General features: G+C 63.3%; 14 protein-coding genes. 10 read left to right on the forward strand and 4 right to left on the reverse strand.

Features of this window, described 5'->3' with window-relative positions:
- Positions 1-8 precede the first annotated feature (8 nt).
- The 5 genes from Q4S41_RS16770 to Q4S41_RS16790 all read left to right on the forward strand — a co-directional run bounded on the left by Q4S41_RS16770 (position 9) and on the right by Q4S41_RS16790 (position 6,085).
- Positions 9-1,382 carry an ATP-binding protein gene (locus Q4S41_RS16770; RefSeq protein ID WP_305032280.1) on the forward strand — a complete coding sequence of 458 codons (1,374 nt, stop codon included), beginning with the start codon at positions 9-11 and terminating at the stop codon, positions 1,380-1,382.
- Positions 1,382-2,620, forward strand: a complete 1,239-nt coding sequence (locus tag Q4S41_RS16775; RefSeq protein WP_305032281.1) for a tetratricopeptide repeat protein — start codon at positions 1,382-1,384, stop codon at positions 2,618-2,620. Before Q4S41_RS16770 ends, Q4S41_RS16775 begins: the two co-directional genes overlap by 1 nt.
- 66 nt (positions 2,621-2,686) lie before the next feature.
- Positions 2,687-3,718 carry a tetratricopeptide repeat protein gene (locus tag Q4S41_RS16780; protein ID WP_305032282.1) on the forward strand — a complete coding sequence of 344 codons (1,032 nt, stop codon included), beginning with the start codon at positions 2,687-2,689 and terminating at the stop codon, positions 3,716-3,718.
- A 22-nt stretch (positions 3,719-3,740) separates the two neighbouring features.
- Complete coding sequence (locus Q4S41_RS16785; protein ID WP_305032283.1) at positions 3,741-4,763, forward strand: hypothetical protein; 1,023 nt, start codon at positions 3,741-3,743, stop codon at positions 4,761-4,763.
- Positions 4,764-4,876: 113 nt separating this feature from the next.
- Positions 4,877-6,085 carry a tetratricopeptide repeat protein gene (locus Q4S41_RS16790; RefSeq protein WP_305032284.1) on the forward strand — a complete coding sequence of 403 codons (1,209 nt, stop codon included), beginning with the start codon at positions 4,877-4,879 and terminating at the stop codon, positions 6,083-6,085.
- Between the two features lie 149 nt (positions 6,086-6,234).
- Here Q4S41_RS16790 and Q4S41_RS16795 read toward each other — a convergent pair whose 3' ends face one another.
- Positions 6,235-8,133, reverse strand: coding sequence for a polysaccharide deacetylase family protein (locus Q4S41_RS16795; RefSeq protein WP_305032285.1), 1,899 nt, complete (start codon positions 8,131-8,133; stop codon positions 6,235-6,237).
- 233 nt (positions 8,134-8,366) lie between these two features.
- On the opposite strand from Q4S41_RS16795, the gene Q4S41_RS16800 reads away from it, so the two are divergent.
- Complete coding sequence (locus Q4S41_RS16800; RefSeq protein ID WP_305032286.1) at positions 8,367-9,809, forward strand: MBOAT family O-acyltransferase; 1,443 nt, start codon at positions 8,367-8,369, stop codon at positions 9,807-9,809.
- A 5-nt stretch (positions 9,810-9,814) separates the two neighbouring features.
- Positions 9,815-10,915 carry a hypothetical protein gene (locus Q4S41_RS16805; RefSeq protein ID WP_305032287.1) on the forward strand — a complete coding sequence of 367 codons (1,101 nt, stop codon included), beginning with the start codon at positions 9,815-9,817 and terminating at the stop codon, positions 10,913-10,915.
- 7 nt (positions 10,916-10,922) lie between these two features.
- Here Q4S41_RS16805 and Q4S41_RS16810 read toward each other — a convergent pair whose 3' ends face one another.
- The 3 genes from Q4S41_RS16810 to Q4S41_RS16820 form a co-directional block, all read right to left on the reverse strand.
- Complete coding sequence (locus tag Q4S41_RS16810) at positions 10,923-12,125, reverse strand: threonine synthase (protein WP_305032288.1); 1,203 nt, start codon at positions 12,123-12,125, stop codon at positions 10,923-10,925.
- Between the two features lie 63 nt (positions 12,126-12,188).
- On the reverse strand, positions 12,189-13,094 hold the full coding sequence (locus Q4S41_RS16815; RefSeq protein WP_305032289.1) for a LysR family transcriptional regulator: 906 nt from the start codon (positions 13,092-13,094) through the stop codon (positions 12,189-12,191).
- A 76-nt stretch (positions 13,095-13,170) separates the two neighbouring features.
- Entirely contained in the window at positions 13,171-13,800 is a 630-nt protein-coding gene (locus Q4S41_RS16820; RefSeq protein ID WP_305032290.1) for a CatA-like O-acetyltransferase, read from the reverse strand.
- A 151-nt stretch (positions 13,801-13,951) separates the two neighbouring features.
- On the opposite strand from Q4S41_RS16820, the gene Q4S41_RS16825 reads away from it, so the two are divergent.
- The 3 genes from Q4S41_RS16825 (at position 13,952) to Q4S41_RS16835 (ending at position 21,006) form a co-directional block, all read left to right on the forward strand.
- The gene (locus Q4S41_RS16825) at positions 13,952-14,647 is read left to right on the forward strand and encodes an HAD family hydrolase (protein WP_305032291.1); all 696 of its coding nucleotides are present in this window, start codon (positions 13,952-13,954) and stop codon (positions 14,645-14,647) included.
- Between the two features lie 113 nt (positions 14,648-14,760).
- Positions 14,761-15,348, forward strand: coding sequence for a DUF4269 domain-containing protein (locus Q4S41_RS16830; protein WP_305032292.1), 588 nt, complete (start codon positions 14,761-14,763; stop codon positions 15,346-15,348).
- A gap of 102 nt (positions 15,349-15,450) precedes the next feature.
- Complete coding sequence (locus Q4S41_RS16835) at positions 15,451-21,006, forward strand: alpha-2-macroglobulin family protein (RefSeq protein WP_305032293.1); 5,556 nt, start codon at positions 15,451-15,453, stop codon at positions 21,004-21,006.
- Positions 21,007-21,182: the final 176 nt, after the last annotated feature.

Raw genomic sequence — 21,182 nt, forward strand, 5'->3', positions numbered from 1 at the left:
CTACTGCTATGTCTGCCGACCTCCAGCCGCTGCTCGACGCCCTGCAATTTTCGCCCGATAACCTGCCCCTGCGCCAGCACCTGGCCCGCCAGCTCAACGCCACCGGCCGCCACCAGGAGGCCGAAACTCTGTGCCGCGAAGGCCTGCGCCAGCACCCCGCCGACGATGCCCTGCGCCTGAGCCTGGCCGAAGCCTACTTTGCTGGCAACAAGCATTCGGCCGCCTTTGTGGTGGTGGAAGAGTTGCTGGACCAACGCGCCGACAACGCCGCCGCCCACCTGCTGCACGCCCGCCTGCTGCTGGCCGCCGGCCAGCCCACCGAAGCCCGCGAAGCCTACGCCCACGCCCTGGAAATCAACCCCGGCCTGGCCGACCGCGACCTCGGCCAGGCCCTGGAAGCCGCCGCGCCCGCCAAGCGCGTGCCCGCGCCCGCCAACGGCGGCTACGCGCCCGCACCCGCTCCTCACGAGGACGAGCCCAGCGCCCAGGCCAAGCTGCTAGGGCTGGAGAGGCCCAAAATAAACTTCTCCGACGTGGGCGGCATGGAGGCGGTGAAGGATGAAATTCGGCTCAAAATCATCCACCCGCTGCAGTTTCCGGATTTGTACAAAGCCTACGGCAAGGCCAGCGGCGGCGGGCTGCTGCTCTACGGCCCGCCCGGCTGCGGCAAAACCCACCTGGCCCGCGCCACAGCCGGCGAGGTGCAGGCCAGCTTCATCAGCGTGGGCATTGCGGATATTCTGGATATGTGGCTGGGCAACTCCGAGAAAAACCTGCACCAGTTGTTCGAACTGGCCCGCAGTCAGGCGCCGTGCGTGCTGTTTTTTGACGAAGTGGACGCCCTAGCCGCCAACCGCCACGACCTGCGCCAGAGCGCCGGCCGCACCGTCATCAACCAGTTTCTGGAGGAGTTGGACGGGGCCACGCGCTCCAACGAGGGCGTGCTCATCATGGCCGCCACCAACGCGCCCTGGCACCTCGACCCCGCTTTCCGCCGCCCCGGCCGCTTCGACCGCATCACGCTCGTGACGCCGCCCGACGAGCCGGCCCGCGCCGCCATTCTCGACATCCTGCTGCGCGGCAAGCCGCTGGCGCCCGGCGTGAACACCGCCGCCGTGGCCGCCCGCACCGCCGGCCTGAGCGGTGCCGACCTGATGGCGCTGGTGGACGGCGCCGTGGACGTGTGCCTGCGGGCTTCCATGCGTAGCGGCCGCCCCCTGCCCATCGAGCAAAGCCACCTGCTGGACGCCGCCAAGGTGGTGAAGCCCAGCACCAAGGAGTGGTTTGCCACGGCCCGCAACTATGCCCTGTATTCGAACGAAGGCGGGCTGTACGATGACATTTTGGTGTACCTGGGCGTGAAGAAGCCGGGCGGGCTGTGATGACGGAGGGCCAACCGCTTCAGCACGAAGCCGATTGGTTTGTGCAGGCCCGCAACCTGGTGGCGGTGCGCCGCTATGCGCTGGCCGAAGAACTGACCCGCCGGGAATTGGCCCGGAACCCGCGCTCGGCCGTGGCGCTCACGGTGCTGAGTATGGTGCTGAGCGAGCAGAAACGTTATGCTGAAGCTGAAGCGGCGGCCCGCAGCGCCATCGCCGTGCGCCCGCTATATGGCGAGGCCTACTACCTGCTGGCCGTCGGCCTCATCAACCAGAAGCGCGCCACCGAAGCTGGTGCCGCCATCGACACGGCGCTGGAGCTGGACCCGAGCGACCCGAAATTCTACGCCCTGCGCAGCCAACTGGAGCTGGCCTGGGACTTCCCGGCCCAGGCCCGGGCCACGGCCGAAGCCGGCCTGCGCTGGAATCCCAAGCATCCGGATTGCCTGTACCAATTGCTGCGGGCGTTGCGCCGGCTCGATGACAACGCCCGCGCCGAAACCACCGCCCGCACCATCATCGGCCTGAATCCGGGCTATTGGCGAGCGCACCTGGCCCTGGGCGAGCTGCTGTTGCTGCGCGAGGCCTACCTGCCGGCCGAAGAGCATTTTCGCACTGCCCTACGGCTGGAACCCAGCTCGCAGGACGCCAAAAATGGCTTGTCCATTACCTGGAAGCAGCGCTACTGGCTGCCCCGCCAGATGGAAAAGCTGGACACGCCCCTCATCAAAACCGGTGAGTGGCTGGAGGCCCGGCTGGGCAAGGCGGGATATCCGCTGCTGTTTATTGGGTTGGTGCTGGTTTGCTCGCTGCTGTGCCTGCCGCTGGGGCTGCTGTATGGCTGGGCGTATCTGCGCTGGCGGCTGGCGCCCGTGGTGCTGCAGCTGCGGGGCCGCCCCTTGGCCTGGCTGGGGCCGCTGAACTGGCGGCTGGCGGTGGCCGGCGTGGGGTGCCTGGGGGCCTTGGTGTTGGCCGTGCTGCTGCCTACGCAACTGCCGGTGGTGGCCGCCACCATGGCCGGGCTGGCCGCGGTGGGGGTGTGGCGCGAGGTGTGGGGCGAGCCCGTCCCCGAGCCCGACCGCCGCCACGTGGAATGGTTTTGGGTGGTGGGGGCAGTCGCCGTGGTGTTTCTTTTCTGGCTCGATGACACGCCACCGGCCTTTCGGGCGCGGCTGACCTTGTTTGGCTACGCGGCGGCACTTAGCATTATGACTTTCACTCAGCCCCAGGTATCGGAATAATTTTACCAGCCGCAACCAGCCGTAATCGGCCAAGATTCCTGTTTCCATTTGCTTCCCACTTTTCCCGTGCCACCCACTTCGCCAAGCCTTCCCTCGCTAGCCAGCATCTGGCAGCTGCTGGAGTTGCACCGGCCCGCGCTGGCCGAAGCGGCGGCGCGGCAACGCTTAGCTGCCGACCCCGCTAACTGGGAAAACCTGCTGGCCCTGGCCGAAGCGCAGCAGCAGCAAAACCAACTGGTGGCAGCCGCCGATACGGCCGCGGCCGCCATTCGGGCCGAGGCCAATGCCCACCAGGCGCACTTTGCGCTGGCGCAGGCGCTGGGCCGCCTGGGCCACCTGCGCCAGGCCGAAGCTGCCGTGCGCCAGGCCCTGCGGCTGAGCCCGCGGGTGCCGCGCTACCACGGGTTTCGGGCCCAGCTTTTTTACCTGCAGCAGAGCTACAACGCGGCCATCGCCTGCGCTGAAGAGGGCCTGCGGCTGGCGCCCGAACACGCCGATTGCCTGCTGTGGCGCGCCCTCTCGCAGGAGCGCCTTGACCAGCCCTCCGCCGCCAACGAGGACTTCCAGCGCTTGTTGCGCGTGGCCCCGGAAAGCGAGCTGGTGCACGCTCGCCTGGGCCGGGTGCTGCTCAACCGCTACCAGCCCGCCGCGGCCGACCAGCACCTTGCCGAAGCCCTGCGCCAAGACCCCAACCTGGCCGCCGAGCTGGTGCCCCTGCTCCGGCTGGCCCGGCGCCGGCAGCATTGGCCCGACTGGTTTTTGCGCAGCGAGCGCCGGTGGGCCGAGCGCCGCGCCCAGGGCCGCGACCCCGGCCTGGGCGTGCTGCTGAAGCGGATTTGGGCCACCGGCGCGGTGGCGCGGGCGTGGTGGCGCACCCGGCACGACCCTATTTTCCATCAGCGCCTGCCACCCAACCCGAACCCGGAATGGCGCCGACAGTTGAAGGTGTGGGGCCTGGTGCTGGCTATTATTGCGGGTATTGCCGGACTGGTTAGCATTTGCGGGTGGCTGGGTTTTCCGGTGATAGCCGGGTTGCTACCAGCCATTATTTTGCAGGTCCTTGCCTGGTATATGAAAAGGCATCGCGGACAGCATTGACTTCATCGCCTCCTTGCTCGTTATGCAGAAATCGCCCGAACGCGGCTCCCTGACGCCATTTCCCGACATCAGCCAAATCTGGCAGCTACTGCAGGTGCACCGGCCAGCCCTGGCCCTCACGCTGGCCGAGCAGCTGCTGGCACACGCCCCCATGGCCCTGCCGCCGCAACTGGCCCGCATCGAGGCACTGCGGCAGCTGCAGCGCCTGCCCGAGGCGGCAGAGGCCGCCAAGGCCGCCATCGGCTCGGCGCCGGAGTCGGCCAGCGCGTTTGCGGCTTATGCGCGGGTGGTGGGGCAGCAGGGCCAACTGGCGAAGGCGGAAATGCTCATCACGCAGGCCATCCAGCTGAACCCGGTTTCGGCCGAATATTATGGTTTTGCCGCGCAGCTGTTGCTGCTGCAGCAGCGTACGCAGGAAGCGGTGGCCTGCGCGGCGGCCGGCCTGCGCCTCGATGCCGGCCACGCCGACTGCCTGCTGTGGCGCGCCCTGGCCCAGGAGCGCCTCGACCAGCCCGGCGCGGCCGATGAAGATTTTGCGCGGGTGCTGCGGGCGGCGCCGGCCAGCGCGCTGGTGCACGCGCAGCGCGGCCTCCAGCTGCTGGAGCGCTACGAACCCCGGCAGGCAGCGGCGCACCTGGCCGAAGCCCTCCGCCTTGACCCCACCCGCCGCGAGGTGATACCGGCGCTGCAAAACGCCCGCCGGCAGCAACTGTGGCCCGCGTGGCTGCTGCAGCTGCAGCAGAAGCGGCGGCTCGACTGGAGCAACGGCTTCCCGTTTAGCTGGCGGGGCCCGGCGGCGGGCCTGCTCACGCCCTACTTTCAGCTGCGCAGCCGGTGGCACACCCGCCACGACCCGTTTTTTCGGGAGCGAATTCCAGGCCAACGCGCGGCCGTGTTGCGCCGCTGGCTGGTGATAGGTGGGCTGGTGCTTTTTATCCCGGGCTTCCTCTACGCCTTCATTACCTTTGAATTGCCGCCCTTCACACTGGTCATTTTCTTTACGGCGCTGATACGGGCGTTTATGGAAAAGCAGCGGGCCGACTGATTCCCTGCCAGCCATCTTCCGCTACCGATGCGCCATGGCGGACGGTTCATTGAGCCAGTGATTTAGCTGCCTGCAAAAACACCGCTGCCCGCACTACTTGCCCTCCCTCGTACTTGGAAAACACGACCGACTACCTCCCCCGCGTGCAGCTGCTGCTGAGCCAGAACCGCCACGCCCACGCCGCCCAGGAGCTGCGCCGCCAACTCGCGCAGGACCCGCACGACCCGGTGGCCCACGCCCTGCTGGCCGTGTGCCTGCTGGAGCAGGAGCAGCTGGCCGAAGCGCAGTCCGAAGCCGAGCTGGCCATTCATCTGGCCCCCGAGTACGACTTCGCCTTCTACGCCCTGGCCCTGATTGAGCACCGCGCCCACCGCCCCAAGCAGGCCCTGGCCGCCATCAACGAAGCCCTGGCCCTCGACCCCAACGACGCCGACTACTACCACCTGCTGGGCCAGCTGCGCCTGCAAAGCGGGCAGTGGCAGGCCGCCCTGCAAGCCGCCCAAACCGGGCTCGGCCTCGATGCCGAGCACGCGGGCCTGCACGGCCTGCACGCCCGCGCCCTGGCCCGCCAGGGCCGCCCCGACGAGGCCAGCCACGCCGCCCGCTCAGCTCTTAGCTATGCGGCCAGCAGCAGCTCCACCCAAGCCCAGGCCGGCTGGGTGGCCCTCGAAACCAACCGCCCCAAAGAAGCCCTCGAACACTTCCGCGAAGCCCTGCGCCTCGACCCCGAATCGGACTTTGCCCGCGAAGGCTTGGTGGAAGCCCTCAAGGCCCGGTATTGGGTGTACCGTTCGTTTATGCGGTTCGTGTACTGGTCGGGCACGCTGAGCGACGGGGTGCGGCGCGGCATGTTTCTGGGGGCCTGGCTGGTGGTGCGCTTCGTGCCGGTGCTGCTGCCCATTTACCTGGCATTTGTGTTCATGAGCTGGTTTTCGGACGTGCTGTTTGAGAGCCTGCTGCGCATCAGCGCCTACGGCCGCATGGCCCTTACCGACCGGCAAACCCGGCATTCCAACCAGTTTCTGGGGTTGCTGGCCGTGGCGGCGGGCGGGCTGGCCGTGCGGCTGGCAGTGCCGGGCGCGCCGGGCATGGATTTGCTGGCGATGGTGGCGCTGGGCCTGCTGTTTCCACTGGCCGGCACTTGGCGGCTGCCAGCGGGCACCCCGGCCTGGCAACGCTCGCGCTGGGCGGGCTTCGGGCTGGCCGCCGTGGGCCTGCTCAGCGTGGCCCTCGGGGTGATGAACCTAGCCGTCGCCGGCACGGTCTTTCTCGCCTTCGTCGTCGGCGCGGTGATTTACACCTGGGTTTTCGCGTTGCGGTAAGAATTGGCAAGACAGCACATCAAGCACGTCATGCTGAGCGCAGTCGAAGCATCTCTACTGCGTGAGTAATTCAGCTACTAGTGCAACGAAGCGGTAGAGATGCTTCGACTGCGCTCAGCATGACGCCTTTTTTTTAATTGACTACCCCCCTATTTCCCCCGTTTCCAGCGGTAGTACCGGCGGTACCAAGGCGAGGTCTTTTTGAACAGACTACTGGTCGACTCGTTCGGAAACATATTCACCCGAAATACCTGCATTCGGTCATCCTCAATGGTCAGGCCGCCGGTATCGGTCGAAACGCCGAGAGCGAAACCGGCGGCGCGCACGGCCTGCTTCACGGCGTCGTTTAGGTCGCCGTAGGGATAGGCGAAGCTCACTATTTTGGTGTGCAGCGCGGTTTCCAGGGCGGCTTTGCTGCGGCTGATTTCGGCGGCGGCTTCGGGCAGCGGCAGCGCGGTGAGGCGCGGGTGCGACATGGTGTGGGCGCCAATTTCCCAGCCGGCGGCTACGAAAGCGTGCTTTTGCTCCGCGCTCATGATGTCGGAACGCGGCTCGGTGGGGTCGGTGGCCAGGTCCCACTGGTTGAAGCGCACCCCAAAATCGCCGAGCAGGTAGAGCACGCCGCGGTAGCCGTATTGCTGCATGAGGGGCAGCAGGTTGGTATAATTGTCCGTGTAGCCATCATCGAAGGTGAGGATGATGGGCCGGGCCGGGAACTGGCTGAACGGCCGCTCGCCGCCGGCGTACTGCAGATAGTCGGCGAAGGTAATGGGGGTCAGCTTGCGCCTTTTGAAGTAAGCCAGATGCTTCTCAAAGTTCTCCTTCGTGACGTAAATCTGGTGCTTGGTGGCCAGCGGGGTATCAGGAATTTTGTGGTACATCAGCACCGGGATGTAGCCGATACCGGCCTTTTGCATGCGCGCGGCCTGGTAGGTTTCGAGCACGCGCGCGGCCACGTTAGTCAGGTCGTAATGGGCCCGCACCCGCTCTTGCAACGCTGAGGAAACCGGCCGGGGGGTCCGCAGAAAAGCCCGCGCATCGGCCAGCAAAGCTGCAAAATCTACTTCCATACCTGCCTGGCTGGCTGAGATGTCGCCGAAGTTAGAAGCCGCCGCTGCCGCAAAAGTTTCCTCTGACACCAGGCCTTCGTAGCTGGCCTCGCCCAGCGCCAGCACGGCCCGGCCGGCCCCCAGCGCCTCCATGGCCACCCGCCCGGCCCCAATCACGAGCGTGGTGCGCGCCAGCCAGCCGGGCACGTTGGTGGTGAAACCCACTACTTCCATTCGCTCGCCAAACTCGGCTTGCAACTGCGCCAGCGCGGCCTTACCCGCCGCCGGCAAATGCGCCAACTCGCCGCCGATGAGGGCCACCCGCAGCGCCGGAAACTCGCGCAACAGCGCCGGAAACACCTGCTCCAGCAGGGCCGCCGCCCGCTCGCCCTTGCCCCCATTAAATCGCCCGACAAACGCAAGCCGGGGCGCTTCGCTTAATGAAGAATTAACAATTGAGAATGAAGAATTATTGGACGCCCCCAATTCTTCATTCTTAATTGTTAATTCTTCATTAAGCGAAGCGTTGAAGGCCACGCCGTTGGGAATGGCCGCGATTTTGGCGGGCGCCATCTTCACTTCTGTGATGAGGTGCTGGCGCAGGTTTTCGCAAATGGCGATGACTTTATCGCCGTAGATGTCGAACAGCGAGGTGGACGTGTGCAGATGCTGGCGGCCGTGCACGGTGCTCACCAGCGGCACGGCCAAGCCGCGCAGGGCGAAGTAGCTCACCCAGCTGGCGGCGCGGGAGTGGGCGTGGACCACGTCGATGCCCTCCCGCCGCACCAGTTGCCGGATGCGCCGGGCGTTGCGCAGGCGCTGGCCGTAGCGGCGGTTCACGATGGGCACTTTCAGTTGCGTGGCGCCGGTGGGCAGCTGGTCGGAGTCGGATAGCAGCCACACTTGGTGGCCCTGGGCACGGTGCGCTTCGGCCAGCTGCACGGCGTAGGCCACCGAGCCCGCAAAAAACTCAGCCGACAGAACGTGGAGTATGCGCATGGGGCAAAGGTATTGCCGGACGCGGAGCCTGAACGGAGCAGTCCCCGTAACGCGTGGCCGGGCGTGGTCCGAATTATCGCGGAGTAATCATTCGCTAGTGTTTTGCTTAAAACAACCCTAATCAGCTTTATTACCTCTTGGCTAGATGATGCAACTGGCTGTTAGTTGGACGTATACTTGCATTAAGCTCAACCGCAAGCTGAATTTGCTTTTTTTTAGGCTAATACGCATATATGCTGTTTAACTCATTTGAGTTTCTGATTTTCTTTCCGGTCGTTACCGTTCTGTTTTTTCTGATTCCGCACCGCTACCGCTGGCTGCACCTGCTGGTGGCCAGCTGCGGTTTCTACATGGCGTTTATTCCGATTTATATTCTTATACTGCTACTTACCATTGTCGTTGATTACTACGCCGGCATTCTCATCGAGAATGCCGAGGGCAGTCAGCGACGGTTTTACCTGGCCATGAGCCTAGTGGCCAACATCGGCGTGCTGGCCGTTTTCAAGTATTACAACTTCTTCATCGACAACGTCAACTCGCTGTTGCACCTGAGCAACCCCACGGCGTCGTTGCCGCTGCTCAACATCATTCTCCCCATTGGCCTGTCGTTTCACACGTTTCAGGCCATGAGCTATACCATTGAGGTGTACCGGCGCAACCAGCCGGCCGAGCGCCATTTCGGCATCTACGCGCTGTACGTGATGTTTTACCCGCAGCTGGTGGCTGGCCCCATCGAGCGGCCGCAAAACGTGCTTTACCAGTTTCATCAGCGCCAGTATTTCAACTACAGCCGGGTGGCCAGCGGGCTGCGCCTCATGGCCTGGGGCCTGTTCAAGAAAGTGGTAATTGCCGACCGCATGGCTTACCTGGTGAACGAGGTGTACAACACGCCGCACGACTACCGGGGCCTGCCGCTGCTGGTGGCCACCATCTTCTTCTCGGTCCAGATTTACTGCGACTTCTCGGGCTATTCCGACATGGCCCTGGGGGCGGCCCGCGTGATGGGCTTCGAACTGATGAAGAACTTCGACCGGCCTTATTTTTCCAAGAGCATTTCGGAATTCTGGCGGCGCTGGCACATTTCGCTCTCTACCTGGTTCAAAGACTACCTCTACATCAGCCTGGGCGGCAACCGCGTGGCCCTGCCCCGGGCCTGCTTCAACCTGTTTTTTGTGTTCATGGTGAGCGGCCTGTGGCACGGGGCCAACTGGACGTTCATCGTGTGGGGCGCACTGCATGGCATCTACCTGGTGGTGGGCATGCTCACCAAGAGCGCGCGCAACCGCTTCATCGAGCGCACCAACCTCACCTTCCTCAACAACGCCCTGCTGAACACCGCCCTCACCTACGGGCTGGTGGCATTCGCCTGGATTTTCTTCCGGGCCAATACCCTGCACGATGCCGTGTACGTCATCCGACACACGCTCGACCTCAGCCCCGACCTGTGGCACATCTCGGCGGTGAAGGTCTTTTATAAGCGCAACGAGTGGCTGGCGCTGGCCGGGGCCCTGGCCGTGCTGTTTGTGGTGGAGAAATACCAGTTCCGCCTGTCCATCGGCAACTGGCTGGCGCAGCAGGCCACGCCCGTGCGCTGGGCCATGTACTACGGCATTGTGCTGTACATCGCCCTGCTGGGGGCTTTCGAGCACGTTCAGTTCATCTACTTCCAGTTCTAGGCCGCATGTCCGCTACTCAATCTCCCAAAACGGGCGGCCCCGCTGCCGCGCAGGCCATGCACCAGCATCCTCAGGCCCCCAAAACGGGCGGCGCCGGGCGCCTGCTGCTCAAAGTGCTGCTGCTCGGCAGCCCCTTTCTGGCCATCCTGATTACTTACTTCGTGTTCGACCCGTTCCGGGTGCTTTATCACTACCAGAGGTTTGAGGGGCCGCTGGTGGCCATTGCCAACCGCGACTACATCAGCACCCAAACCTACCTCAATACCTACGAGCGCCGCCCCTATAGCAGCTTCATTCTGGGCAACTCGCGCACGATGGGCTACCTCACCCGCGACTGGGCCAAGCTCACCGGCGACTCGCTGTCGTTCCACTACGACGCTTCTTCGGAGTCGCTCTACGGCATCTGGCAGAAGCTTTTGTTTCTGGAGCAGCACCATGCGGCCCTGAAAAACGTGCTGATAATCTGCGACCACGAGTTGCTGAAGAAAGTGGACGACTACGACAGCCACCTGCTGCGCAAAGACCCGCGCACCACCGGCGCCTCCACGTTTGCCTTCCAGCTCTCGTTCGTGAAGGCGTATTTCTCCAACACATTCTTTTATCAGTATCTGTATCAGCGGGCTACCGGCAAGTTCACGCCGGAGCTGGAAGAGATTCTGGAAGGCCGCCGGGTGGCCTATGACCCGACCACCAACGACCTGACCCTGCCCGATGTGGAGCAGGAAATCAAGCGGGATTCGCTGGGCTTCTACACCAAAAACGACCGGCTCAAGCGCGCCCGCAAGCCCAGCGTATTCAAAGCCGTGATTGGGGCCGAGCAGCTGCGGCAGCTGGTGGCCATCCGCAACGTGTTTGCCCGCCACAACACCAATTTCCAGTTCGTCGTCAGCCCGCTCTACTACCAGCAGCACCTCAACCCGGCCGATATTTCCATCCTGCAGCGCACCTTCGGCGCCAGCCACATCCACGATTTCAGCGGTACCAACGAATTCACCAGCCAGAACGGCAACTACTACGAAGACTCACACTACCGCCCCAAAGTGGGCCGCGAGATTCTGCGCCGCATCTATTCAGCGCCGAGTGACTCGGCTTCCATCCGGCCGTAACGAGCCACTATCCCCACGCACGCCCGGCTACGTTGTCCATATACTTCTGGCCGTTGCCGGTGTTCAGGAGCAGGATTTTCTCATCGGGCTGGATTTCGCCAGTGGCCAGCAATTGGCGGGCGGCCGTCCACACCGCGCCGCCTTCGGGAGCTACGAACAGGCCCTCGTGCTGGCCAAGGTCGCGCATGCCGGCCAGCATGCCTTCTTCGCTCACGCTCACTACGGTGCCGTTTGATTCGCGCAGCACACGCAGCATCATGGCCTCGCCCAGCGGGTGGGGCACGGCCAGGCCATTGGCCAGCGTGGCGCGGCCCTGGTAGGCGTGGCAGTTGGACTGGCGGCCTTCGTAGGTTTCGAGGAGCGGGCAGCAGTTTTCGGCCTGCACGGCCACCATGCGGGGCAATTTCACCTCGGGCGCGAGCCAGCCGAGCTGCTTCATTTCCTGAAACGCCTTCCAGATGCCAATGAGGCCGGTGCCACCGCCGGCGGGGTAGAGCAGCACGTCGGGCAGCGTCCAGTTCATCTGTTCGGCAATTTCGTAGCCCATCGTTTTCTTGCCTTCGAGGCGGTAGGGCTCTTTCAGGGTTGAGATGTCGAGGAGGGCACCGTCGGCGTTGCGCTGGCGCACCCGGGCCCCGCAGTCGCTGATGAGGCCATCGACCAGCTCCACTTCGGCCCCGTACCAGTAGCATTCTTCTTTGAAAGCGGCGGGCGTGTGGCGCGGCATCACCACCACGGCGCGCAGGCCGGCGCGGGCGCAGTAGGCGGCCAGGGCCACGCCCGCGTTGCCGGCCGTGGGAATGATGCAGCCCTCGACGCCCAACTCCTTAGCTTTGGAAACGGCCATGCTAAGGCCGCGCGCTTTAAACGAACCGGTGGGATTTTGGCCTTCGTCCTTGAGCACAAGGGAGGACAGCTCGTAGCGCGCGGCCAGGCGCGGCAAGCGCAGCAGCGGGGTCAGGCCTTCGCCTAGCGTGACTTTGTTTTCCGGGTGTAGCAAGGGCAGCAGGGCCCCGTAGCGCCACATGGAGGCATCGGCCTGGTCGATGACAGAGCGGCTCAGGGGCTCGTGCAGGTCGTAGTCGGCCAAGAGCGGCACCTGGCAGCAGGCCGAAACCCGCTGCAAGTCGAAAGCGGAATATTCAGTGCCGCAGGCGGAGCAGTGCAGCGCGGTGAGGCGGGAAAGGGATTCGGAAGCAATCAGTTTCATGGGGCAAAGTACGGAGGACCTTCACCCGGGGCATGCCTGTTTGGGATAGGCATTTGGAATAGTCTATGCCTTTCCGGAATAGTAGCGCCGCGTGAATTGCAGGAAATCCTTGTAGGGCGCATTGTTCTCCGTGCCCTTGCGCTGGATAAAATTGAACTCCCGTTTCAGCGCGAAACCCTTGATTTTGACCTCCGAAAACTCGCCCGAAGCAAGTTCTTTCACCACCGCCTGGCGGGGCAGAAAAGCCAGGCAGGTATCGACGCGCACGAAGTTTTTGAGGGCTTCGGTGCCGCCCAGGCGCACGCGCACGGGCAGGGCGGCCAGCTTGATGCGGTGCCGGGCCAGGGCTTCTTCCAGCACCGCCAGCGTGCCGGAGCCAGCCTCCCGCAGGGCCAGCGGCGTGGTGAGCAGGTCGTGCACTTCGAGGGTGCGTTTTTCCAAGGGATTGCCCGCCGCGCACACGGCCACTACATCATCCGTGAGCAGCGGCGTGTAGGTCACGTTACTCACTTTGTGAATGCCTTCGATGATGCCCAGCTCAATTTCATGGTCGAGCAAAGCACGCAGGATGTTGTCGGAATTGCGGTTTTTGAGGCTGAGCTGGCGGTTGGGGTGCTTCTGCAGGTAGGCCGACACCACGGGCGGCAGCACATAAAGCGAAATGGTGGTGCTGGCCCCGATGAGCAGGTGCTGGCTGGGCGCGAAATCAGGGCTGAGCGCGCTCATTTCCTGGTGCAGCTCCTGCTGCAGCTGCTTGGCTTGTAGCAGTTTCTCGTAGAGCTTGCGGCCGGCCGGCGTGAGTTGGATGCTGCTGCCCAGGCGTTCGAACAGACCGGTTTTGTAGTGCTCTTCCAAGGCTTTCACCTGCTTGCTCACGGCCGACTGGCTGGTGAACAAGGCCTGGCTGGCCTTGGTGAAGCTCAGGCGCTGGGCTACTTCGAGAAAGACTTCGTGCGGGTGCGAGAGCAAGGGCGGGGAATTAAAAATGACGAATTAAAAATTTGAAATCATTCTCCGTGCTTAGCTGAGCCATTTTAAATTCCCTTCACACCCCCAGCCGCCGCTGAAACGCGGCTAGAAACAAGCCCACGTGGTAGCCATCACCAAGCCCGTGGTGCAGGTGCACCGACACCGGCATTTGCAATGTCTCGCCTTCCTGAAAAACCTGGCCGAAGGATATTTTGGGGCAGCTGTCGGGGTGCGTGAAGCTGCGGGCGTGCGAGAGGCTGGTGAAGCGCACCCACGGCAGGGCCGAGCAGTGCACCACATCGGGCCGGCCGGTAGTGTCATTCAGGCGCAGGCCGGTGCTGGCCTGCACGGCCGCGATTTCGGCGGCGGCGGCGGCGATGAAGCCGGGCAGCGTGTCGTTTTGCTCGATGAAGGAAAAGGCAAACGTGTGGTCGGGCCGGCCGAGGGTGGCAGAGGCGTGAATGCGGTTATACAAGAAAACCTGGCCATTTTCGATGCGGTAGCGGAAGGCTTCGACTTCGTTGGCCGCCTCCAGGGCGTGGTAGAGGTAGTAGAGGAAAAACGACACGCCCAGCCGCTTGGCTTCACCCTGCGCGCTGGTGCAGTCCACGTTGGCCGTGAGGCCGAAGAAGGGCTCTTCGAAGGCCGAAAAGAAGGCAAAATGCTCGCGGCGGGGCCAGGTTTCGAGGTCAATCAGGTGCTTCATGGCGAGCAAAGGTCGGTAGCTTTGCGGGGTTGGGCGAGGTATCTGGCTGACGTAGGGGCGGGGCCTGCCCCCGCCCGCCGTTCGCGCCGCCAATTGACGCCACCATTCAACGACGGGCGGGGGCAGGCCCCGCCCCTACATCTGCAATGCCATGCCCACGCAAACCTTCATTGCCTTCGACGCCGACGATACCCTCTGGCCCAACCAGCCGCATTTCGACCACGTCGAGGCCCAGCTGCTCCAGATTCTGGCCCCGTATGCTGACCATGCCACCATCAACGCGCGGCTCTACGACGTGCAGCGGGCCAACATGCAGCTGTTTGGCTACGGGGCCAAGTCGTTTATGCTCTCGATGATTGAGACGACCATTCAGCTTTCGGGCGGCGCGGTGGTGGGCAGCGAAATCCAGCGGATTCTGGACTTGGGCAAGGACTTGCTGCGCTTCGCCATCGAGCCGTTGCCCGATGTGGTGGACGTGCTCACGGAGCTAAAAGAGCGCGGCCATAAACTCATCCTCCTCACCAAAGGCGACCTGTTCGACCAGGAAAGTAAAATAGCCCGCTCCGGCCTGGGCGACTTTTTCGACTACGTCGAAATTGTGAGCGAGAAAGACGTACCCACTTACAATCGTCTGTTCGCCCGCCTCGGCGCCACGCCCGAGAACTTCGTGATGATTGGCAACTCGCTGAAATCGGATATTCTGCCGGTGGCCAAGCTGGGTTTCCCGGCCATCCACGTCCCCTACCACACCAACTGGATACATGAGCACGTGCCGGCCGAGCTGCTGGCGGGCGTGGAATTCCGGGCGGTGGAGCGGCTGCGCGAGGTGCTGGATTTGGTGCATTAATCTGTAGAGACGCGACACTTCGCGTCTCGGCGCCCGCACCGGCCTTACAGCGTCGTTCAACGCCGAGACGCGAAGTGTCGCGTCTCTACAATTCTAGACCTGCTATTTCCACAATGCCAGACTGGGCCGACCTGCGCTATCTATTAACCGGCAACCAGCGCCAGCAACGCGCCCATTCGTTACTGCAAGCGCTAAACCTCTGGCCCGTCCTGGCCGATTTCAAGCCGGTGCTGGCCGGCACGATTCCGCTCGGCATCGACGTTGCAGGCAGCGATTTGGACGTTTTGTGCGAAGTACCTCCCGCAGAAACACCCCGTTTCGTGGAGCTGCTGCAGCAATACTACGGCTACCGCCACAGCTTCCAGTCGGCGCGGCATTCCATTGATGGCCAGTCATGCATTGTCAGCAGCTTCCGCTACCGGGGCCGCGAAGTGGAAGTATTTGGGCAGGCATTGCCGACGGCTCAGCAAAACGGTTTCCGCCATTTGCTAGTGGAGGCTGCCGTGCTGGAAGCCGGGGGCGAAGCGTGGCGGCGGGCCGTGCGCCGCTTGAAAAAGCAGGGCCTGAAGACGGAGCCCGCGTTTGCTAATTTATTGCAATTGCCCGGCAACCCGTACGCGGCCTTATTGGAGTTGGAGGGGAAATCTATTGCTGAATTGCAAGCATATATGGCCCGGCATTCCACTATTTGCAACTGGTAAAGCAGCCCGCCGCGCGGCCCAATACCGTTGCGCTTTTCGCGTTGCAATAAAATCCGGGCTTCTGCCTACCTTCCCTGCGGCTTTCCCCACTCCCTCTCCTCCATGCTGGCCCGTTACCGCTTCTTGCCCCTGCTGCTGATGCTGCTGGCGGCTGCCTCGTGCTCGAAAAAAACCGCCCAGGAGCAAGCCGTCGAAACGGCCCAGACCGACGGCGACGAAATCGACCCCTACTCCAACCTAGTGTTCACCTTCGATGAAAAGGTGGTGGACGAGGCCCGGCAAAACCGCTGGGACACCACCCGCTACGTCACGTTCTCGCCCAACATCCGCGGCAAGTTCAAGTGGACCGGCGACCGGGAATTGACCTTTTCGCCGCTGGAGCCCTTCCGGCCCAGCACCGTTTTCTCAGCCTCGTTAAGGCCCGAAACGCTGCCCAGTGACAAGCAGAAGCTGGCGCTGAACCGGCCCAAATTCCACACGCCGTATCTGGGTATGGCCGCGCCGCAGGTGTTCTACGGTAGCTCGAAGCGGGCGGCGGGCACGGCCGAATTGCGCGCCAACCTGGTATTCAACTACCCCGTGCGGCCCTCCGATGTGAAGTCGCGCCTCAAGGTGACGCAGGGTGGCAAGCCCGTGGCCGTGGAAGTAAATTCGGCCGAGCCGGATGCGCTGGTGGCCGTCACGTTTATGCAGGACGTGCAGGCGGGCACGCCGGTGCAGATTGACATCGCGCCCGGCCTGCGCCCGGCGGCCGGGACCAAGGCCACCGAGAAAGTCCTCACCGCCCAGGCCGAAATCCCCGACCAAAGCACGCTGGAAGTGCGCGAGCTGACCGGCTCCCTGCTCAACGGCCAGCCGGTGGTGACGCTGCTGCTCAACCAGCCCGTGAGCGCCACCGACGTGCAGCCCAATTTGAAGGTGACGCCCGCCGTGGCGTTTTCGGTGGAGGCGCTGGAAAGCGGTTTTGCCCTGCGCGGCAGCTTCGAGGTAGGCAAAACCTACCAAATTTCGCTGGCGGCCGGCACGCGCGGGCTGCTGGGCGGCAGCCTGGGCGAGGCGTTCACGCAGGCGGTTTCGTTTGGGGATGAGCGGCCAAGTCTGAGCTTCACCAGCAGCGACAAGGCCATGTACCTCGATGCGCTGGGGAACCGGAACCTGGGTTTGCGCATTAACGAAGTGGCCAAGGTGAAGGTGACCATTGCCAAGGTCTACGCCAACAACATTCAGCAGCTGCTGCGCGGCGAAAAGCAGTACGGCTACCCCGAATACGACGAGGACGAGCCCCGCGAATCGAACACCGACGAAAACGGCGACTACATCGACCGCAGCTTCCAGTATTACGACACCGAAAACATCGGTAACGTGCTGTCGGAACGCACGATTTCCGTCGATGGCCTACCCAAGGAGGGCGGCCTGCGCCTGCTCAATCTCAATCTGAAAGACCTCGAATTTCAGGGGCCGCTGAAGGGCCTGTACGTCATCCGCGTGCAGGATACCGAGCGGCAGTGGCTGCAGGTGAGCAAGCTGGTGGCCGTGACGGACCTCGGCCTCATCGTGAAGCAGGGCGCGACGGGCGGCACCACGGTGTTCGCCAATTCCATCCGCACGGCCGAGCCGTTATCGGGCGTCACGGTGAATCTCGTGAGCTCGAATAATCAGGTGATTGGCACGACTACGACCGACAAATCCGGCGTGGCGCAGTTCGATTCGGCAGCCAGCATGAAGCGCTTCACGCTGGGCATGATTACGGCGGTGAAGGATGCCGACTTTTCCTTTCTGGATTTGACCAAAAGCCGGGTTGAAACCTCGCGTTTTGAGGTGGGCGGGCTGACCTCGAACGCCGCCCACTATCAGGCGTTTCTGTACGGCGACCGCAACCTGTACCGGCCCGGCGACACGGTGCGGACCAACACCGTCATCCGCACCGAGGACTGGAAAAACCCGCCTTCGGGTCTGCCCATGAAAATCCGCCTACTGCTGCCCAGCGGCAAGGAATATAGCAGCTTACAGCAGAAACTCAGCGCGGCGGGCAGCTTCGAAAGCCGCTTCATTCTGCCGCCCACCATCATGACGGGCCTCTACACGATGGAGGTGCTGACCGGCAACGACGTGCTGCTGACCTCGCGCCAAATCAGCGTCGAAGAGTTCATCCCCGACCGCATGAAGGTGACCGTGACGGCCGCCCCCAAAACCGTGAAACCGGGCCAGGACGTGACGGCCAGCATCACGGCCGTGAACCTCTTCGGCCCGCCCGCCGCCGACCGCAAGTTTGAGGTCGAATTCTCGCTCAAGCAGAAGGTTTTCTCGGCCCCGAAATACCCCGACTACAGCTTCACCATCAACAGCGGCGAGAAGCGCCGGACCACCAACGAGGACGGCGAGGAAGCCAGCGAAAGCGCCCTCACCGCCCGCTTCGAGAAAACCGTGCGCGAAGGCACCACCGACGCCGCCGGCCACGGCACGGCCGCTTACACCGTGCCCGACTACCGCGACCTCGGCACGCTGGAGGGCGTGGCCTTCGCCACGGTGTTCGACGAAACCGGCCGGCCCGTGAACCGCCTCGCCACCTTCGACGTGCAAACCCAGGCCACGATGTTCGGCATCGCCAACCTGCCCGACCTCATCAGCACCAAACAGGCCCTCACGGTGAAGCTGCTGGCCCTCACGCCCGCCGGCAAACCCACGTCGGCCCCGGCCGATATCAAGGTAGTGCGCAAGCTCTGGGAAACCGTGCTGGAGCGCCAGGGCGGCCGCTACGTGTACAATTCGCAGCAGCGCGACCAGGTGATTTTGAGCCAGAGCCGCGCCGTGGGGGCCGAAACCAGCTTCAGCTTCACCCCCATCTACTCGGGCGAATACGAGGTGCGCGTGAGCCGGCCGGGCGCCAGCAGCTACGTCACGCAGCGGTTTTACGCCTACGGCTACGGCGATACCCAGGCCAATTCCTTCGAGGTGAACAACGAGGGCGAGGTGACCATTGAGGCGGACAAGCCCAAGTACGCGCCCGGCGAAACGGCCAACCTGCTGCTGAAATCGCCCTTCGCCGGCCGCATTCTGGTGACGGTGGAGCGGGCCAACGTGCTCGACCATTTCTACGTGACCACCGACGGCAAGGCGGCCGAGGTCAAAATCCCCATCAAAGCCGAGCACGTGCCCAATGTGTACGTGACCGCCACCGCCGTGCGCGCCCACACCGCCCAGGACCGCCTGCCCCTCACCGTGGCCCGCGGCTTCCTGCCCCTGACCGTGGAAAAGGCCGATTCGCGCCTCGCCGTGGCCATTGCCGCGCCGGCAGCAAGCCGCTCCCAGACCTGGCAAACCGTGGAAATCACCACCGCGCCCCGCGCCCAGCTCACCCTGGCCGTGGTGGACGAAGGCATTCTCCAGCTCAAAAACTACCAGACGCCCGACCCGCACGCCTACTTCTACCAGAAGCGCGCCCTCGAAGTATCGGCCTTCGACGTGTACCCCTTCCTCCTCCCGGAACTCGGCACCAGCAGCAGCGGCGGCGACGCGGCCGACCTGCGCAACCGCACCAACCCCGTGCCCAACCGCCGCGTGAAACTGGTCTCGAAATGGAGCGGCGTCCTCACCGCTGACGGCGACGGCAAAGTGCGCTACCGGGTGCGCGTGCCGCAGTTCAGCGGGGCGCTCCGCATCATGGCCGTGGCCTACAAAGACGATGCCTTCGGCTCGGCCGAATTCACGATGAAGGTGGCCGACCCAGTGGTGATTTCTACGGCGCTACCACGGTTTATGAGTCCTGGCGACACGATTGACGTGCCGGTAACGCTGACGAATACGACCAAAAATCTGATTGCGGTGAAAGTCACTAAGCAACTTTCCGGCCCGCTTGTGTCTGCTGAACCCATAGAAGAACTGAACGGAGTTGATGGAGTCAGTGTCAAAGGCAGAAACGAAGAATGGTCCGTTTTACTGCGCCCTAACGCTGAAAACAGAGTTACCTTTCACGTAGCAGCACGGCAAACTATTGGCGGCGGTAGCGTTAAGATTTCCGCCACTGGATTGAAGGGAACAACCGAAACTTTCACCGAAACCATCGAACTCCCCGTGCGCCCCGCCGCCTCGCTCGAAAAGCGCACCGGCAGCGGCGTAATTGCCGGCGGGGCCACGCTCCCGCTCAACCTGAAAACCGATTTCCTGCCCACCTCGCTCAGCAGTCGGCTGGTGGTGAGCCGCTCGCCGCTCACGGAGTTCAGCAAGGATTTGCGCTACCTGCTGCAATACCCCTACGGCTGCCTGGAGCAAACTGTGTCGGCCGCCTTCCCGCAGCTCTACTACGCCGATTTGGCGGCCACTTTGCAGCAGAAAACCGGGGCCGCCGCCAAGGCCCAGCGCTACAATCCGAACTACCACGTCCAGGAAGCCATCCGCAAGATTGAGAGCATGCAGCTCTACAACGGCAGCCTGAGCTACTGGCCGGGCGGCGACTACGATAACTGGTGGGCCACCGCCTACGCCGCCCATTTCCTGCAGGAAGCCCAGCAGGCCGGCTTCGCGGTGAATAAATCCGTGCTCGACAAGGTGCTGAAATACCTGGCCTTCCGCCTCAAAAAGCGCGAAACCGAGCCCTACCAGTACTTCGACGTCAGCAACATTGCCCGCCAGCGCACGATAGCCAGCAAGGAAATCGCCTACTCGCTCTACGTCCTCGCCCTGGCCGGCCGCCAGGACCCCGTGGCCATGAACTACTACCGCGCCAACCGCCCCCTGCTCACCGAAGACTCCCGGTTCCTGCTCGCCTGCACCCAGAGCCTGCTCGGCAACCAGCGCGCCTTCCGCGAGCTGCTGCCCACCAAGTTCGGCAGCGAGCGGGCCGCCCGGCGCGCCCTCGACGGCTCGTTCTACTCCCCCATCCGCGACGAAGGCCTCATCCTCAACGCCCTCGTCAGCACCGACCCCAACAACCCGCAAATCCCCGGCATCGCCCGCCAGCTCAGCCGCCAGATGAAGCAGGCCTACTGGCTCAGCACCCAGGAAAGTGCCTTCGCCCTCCTCGCCCTCGGCAAAATAGCCCGCCAGAACGCCAAGAGCACCGCCACCGCGAGCCTGCTCATCGACGGCAAACCCGCAGGAAAATTTGATGGCAAAGACCTCACGCTACGCAACGTAGCCAACCGCAACGTCAGCATCCGTACCGCCGGCCAGGGCAGCCTCTACTACTTCTGGGAAACCGAAGGCATCTCGGCCAGCGGCCAGGTGAAGGAAGAAGACGCCTACCTGAAAGTCCGCCGCCAGTTCCTGAACCGCGACGGCGTGCCGTTGGGCACCCCCACCTTCCGCCAGAACGATTTGGTGGTGGTGCGCATCAGCATCGAAGCCGGTGACGCGGCCGGCGAAATCAAGAATGTGGCCATCACGGATTTGCTGCCGGCTGGGTTAGAAATCGAGAACCCGCGTATCGGCGCATTGCGCGAGCTGGCCTGGGCCAAGGATGCTTCGACGCCAGATTATCTGGACGTGCGCGATGACCGGATTAATATGTTCACTACCGCCACGGGCGCGCCGAAGCATTTTTATTATCTGTGCCGGGCAGTGTCGAAAGGCACCTTCAAGCTGGGGCCGGTGAATGCGGATGCGATGTACAATGCGGACTACCACAGCTATAATGGAGCGGGAACGGTACGGGTCCGTTAACTGAATCTGTGTATGCATGCCCGTTATGTCGAACATACTGGGATATGACGGGCATGTGCATGCACTGTAAGGCTGCTTCTGCCCGCACACCAAGGGTACAAAGCATGACTTCTGCCTCGTAAAACTTCTCATTCCCCTTTTTACAAATAGATTGCCACCACAACCAGAGCTGATAA

The sequence above is a fragment of the Hymenobacter convexus genome, from assembly GCF_030580955.1.
Lineage (GTDB): Bacteria > Bacteroidota > Bacteroidia > Cytophagales > Hymenobacteraceae > Hymenobacter.

What these genes read in the sequence shown, in the direction of transcription:
- Q4S41_RS16775 (WP_305032281.1), top strand. Translation starts at nt 1,382, where the DNA reads ATGACGGAGGGCCAACCGCTTCAGCACGAAGCCGATTGGTTTGTGCAG.
- Q4S41_RS16830 (WP_305032292.1), top strand. Translation starts at nt 14,761, where the DNA reads ATGCCAGACTGGGCCGACCTGCGCTATCTATTAACCGGCAACCAGCGC.
- Q4S41_RS16820 (WP_305032290.1), bottom strand. Translation starts at nt 13,800, where the DNA reads ATGAAGCACCTGATTGACCTCGAAACCTGGCCCCGCCGCGAGCATTTT.
- Q4S41_RS16770 (WP_305032280.1), top strand. Translation starts at nt 9, where the DNA reads ATGTCTGCCGACCTCCAGCCGCTGCTCGACGCCCTGCAATTTTCGCCC.
- Q4S41_RS16800 (WP_305032286.1), top strand. Translation starts at nt 8,367, where the DNA reads ATGCTGTTTAACTCATTTGAGTTTCTGATTTTCTTTCCGGTCGTTACC.
- Q4S41_RS16805 (WP_305032287.1), top strand. Translation starts at nt 9,815, where the DNA reads ATGTCCGCTACTCAATCTCCCAAAACGGGCGGCCCCGCTGCCGCGCAG.
- Q4S41_RS16835 (WP_305032293.1), top strand. Translation starts at nt 15,451, where the DNA reads ATGCTGGCCCGTTACCGCTTCTTGCCCCTGCTGCTGATGCTGCTGGCG.
- Q4S41_RS16785 (WP_305032283.1), top strand. Translation starts at nt 3,741, where the DNA reads ATGCAGAAATCGCCCGAACGCGGCTCCCTGACGCCATTTCCCGACATC.
- Q4S41_RS16810 (WP_305032288.1), bottom strand. Translation starts at nt 12,125, where the DNA reads ATGAAACTGATTGCTTCCGAATCCCTTTCCCGCCTCACCGCGCTGCAC.
- Q4S41_RS16825 (WP_305032291.1), top strand. Translation starts at nt 13,952, where the DNA reads ATGCCCACGCAAACCTTCATTGCCTTCGACGCCGACGATACCCTCTGG.
- Q4S41_RS16795 (WP_305032285.1), bottom strand. Translation starts at nt 8,133, where the DNA reads ATGCGCATACTCCACGTTCTGTCGGCTGAGTTTTTTGCGGGCTCGGTG.